Source organism: Dysosmobacter segnis (assembly GCF_014297285.1).
Lineage (GTDB): Bacteria > Bacillota > Clostridia > Oscillospirales > Oscillospiraceae > Oscillibacter > Oscillibacter segnis.
Window position 1 is genome coordinate 1 of record NZ_JACOQI010000069.1, and the last position, 2,134, is coordinate 2,134.

3 protein-coding genes are annotated in these 2,134 nt (G+C 51.7%); all 3 read right to left on the bottom strand.

Annotated features, from left to right (window positions below; all coding sequences use genetic code 11):
* Positions 1–55 precede the first annotated feature (55 nt).
* Positions 56–574: a family B DNA polymerase gene (locus H8Z83_RS18935; protein WP_187016451.1), complete on the bottom strand. Its 519-nt coding sequence runs from the start codon at positions 572–574 to the stop codon at positions 56–58.
* Between the two features lie 93 nt (positions 575–667).
* Positions 668–1,285, bottom strand: a complete 618-nt coding sequence (locus H8Z83_RS18940) for a CYTH domain-containing protein (protein ID WP_187016452.1) — start codon at positions 1,283–1,285, stop codon at positions 668–670.
* 132 nt (positions 1,286–1,417) lie between these two features.
* Positions 1,418–1,828, bottom strand: coding sequence for a phage DNA polymerase-associated SH3 family protein (locus H8Z83_RS18945; RefSeq protein WP_187016453.1), 411 nt, complete (start codon positions 1,826–1,828; stop codon positions 1,418–1,420).
* Positions 1,829–2,134: the final 306 nt, after the last annotated feature.

Below are 2,134 nucleotides of genomic sequence, written 5' to 3' on the forward strand. Positions count from 1 at the left end.
CCCCCCCCCCCCCCCCCCCCCCCCCCCCCCCCCCCCCCCCCCCCCCCCCCCCCTTTTAGATGTGTATAAGAGACAGAGACATGGTCGCCGCTTGACGATTCATGAACTTGGCTTGAACCGTGTCACCTGCCTTAAGGAACGCTTCTGCCTTAAGCTTGAACTCCTGACCAGCCATCTTGGCTTCTTGTGCCTCGTGTTTCACCTTACCACGACCAGTGATGTTACCGGTGATGTATTCGGAGAGCAGGGAAGGCAGAACATCAGGATGCTCGTAGACTGTCATGCTTGGTGCAAACAGCCAGCGGTTCTCGATGATGTCTTTCAGGTACTGCGTGAAGGTGGTTTCGTGTTGACCACGATCGCCAACTTCATTACGGTGTAAGCAGAGCAATGCTGGATCGACGATCTCGAACTTACCCCCTGGTCCTGTCTGGCGCTGAACGTAGGCCACACAGTCTTCAATAGGTTTACCAGTACGCTTGCTCAGGAATAAGGCCATGTCACGTCTGTAGTTGCCCAAGACGTCCAGGTCACGTTTATACGCTGACGCTGGCTTGATAAAATGGTTCTCCATTACGACTCCAAAGCTTGTGGTCTCTTCATTACTATTCCCCATTGGTGGATTTAATTACGCAAGGGCATAATAGGGCGGTGACCCGCCCCACTATTATTCAGCAGTGGCTTCAGCAGGTTCGGCCTTTACAGCCTCTACCTTAATCGTCCATTCTTCGAAGAGCTTACTGATCTGAGCTTTCTCTTCTTCGCTACGCTGAGCAGGTTGGTTAACAATAACCTCCTTCAGCGGGAACGGGAACTTCGGCAGCTCGGTCTCGGCACTCGGTACTTCGAGGTCGATCTTGAGCCAAGGGTGACGCTCACCGGATTGAGTCGTGTAAACATCCACTTCCCACTTCAGGTCAGTCCCTTCGATCTCGAAGATATAGCGAGTCTTGTTGAGACCCTTGTCGGCGAAGAAACGGAATTGCTCGAAGAAATCCTTGGAGCAGATCTGTTCTACTTCTTTCTTGCCCAACTCGCCAGGAGTCTTGGTCTTAACGCACATCTCGTACGTCTTGTCATCGGTAGCCCGGACACGACACTGAGCAAAGGCGCCCTCACCACGTTCACGGTAAGACTCCCACTGCTCTTGCTTCTCCTGACGGGTCGCTTGTTCCAACCATTCCCAGGACTCAACCCGAGCAAAGAAGGCGTATTCGATCTCTTGCTGTACCGTTCCATCAGCACCGTCTTCCAGTGAGATGTTCAGGCGTCGTAATGACGTCATAAAAACTCCAAAATGGGCAAAAGAAAAAGATCGGGGCCGAAGCCCCTCTCTAGTCCCACCAATCAGAACAACAGCCCAGTCATTCCAATGGCCGACACGGCCCAACGTGTCATAGATTAAGGAGAGCCGTAATTAATTACCGGCCTTGAGTTCAACCTGGTTGTATCCGTTGGCATTCAACAGCGCAAGGATCTCTTCCCAGTCCGCAGGAGTAACCCCTGCAATACGGGCTTGGATCACTGTGTAGTTTGACACGACGATACTGGATTCTTTGATCCACGGGATACCCAGGATCTGACGTTGACCGTTAGCGAACTCAATACGAACGTACATGTACGCATCAGGATCGTTAGGGGTACCTGCTGGCAGGGAGTTAAACACGTTGACGTGCAACTCATCCACAGGAGTCCCCAAGTCCCGAGCCGTACTCGAATCCAGGATACCCAGGACTTTTACGTTCTGGAACTTGGAGTTGAGTACTGCCGTTGGGTATACGGAGAAACTGACGGTAGTCTTGGCGACCAACTTGTCTTGTGTAGCCATGGGTGATAAAACTCCTTGAACTCGATCAGGACCAACCCACTGGGGTTAATCAATTTGACAGAATGGAGAGTACCTCTGACAAGCCGCCGGTAAAGTAGTTCCTCTCGAATGCCCTCAACCGTGTCCCAGAATAACTCCAGGAGGTCGTGGTCTAACGAACGGGTGTCCAGATCGAATGGATCTTGCAACCCCAAAACCATATTCACCAACAGTTCAAAATCCTCAGGTCCGCTTTCTTCATCGCCTAATGCGTCAAAGGTGGTGGAGCTAAGGGTCTTGTATATTGCCTGTCTCTTATACACATCT

Coding starts and splice junctions, on each gene's coding strand:
- H8Z83_RS18940 (WP_187016452.1), bottom strand. CDS start 1,285: ATGACGTCATTACGACGCCTGAACATCTCACTGGAAGACGGTGCTGAT.
- H8Z83_RS18945 (WP_187016453.1), bottom strand. CDS start 1,828: ATGGCTACACAAGACAAGTTGGTCGCCAAGACTACCGTCAGTTTCTCC.
- H8Z83_RS18935 (WP_187016451.1), bottom strand. CDS start 574: ATGGAGAACCATTTTATCAAGCCAGCGTCAGCGTATAAACGTGACCTG.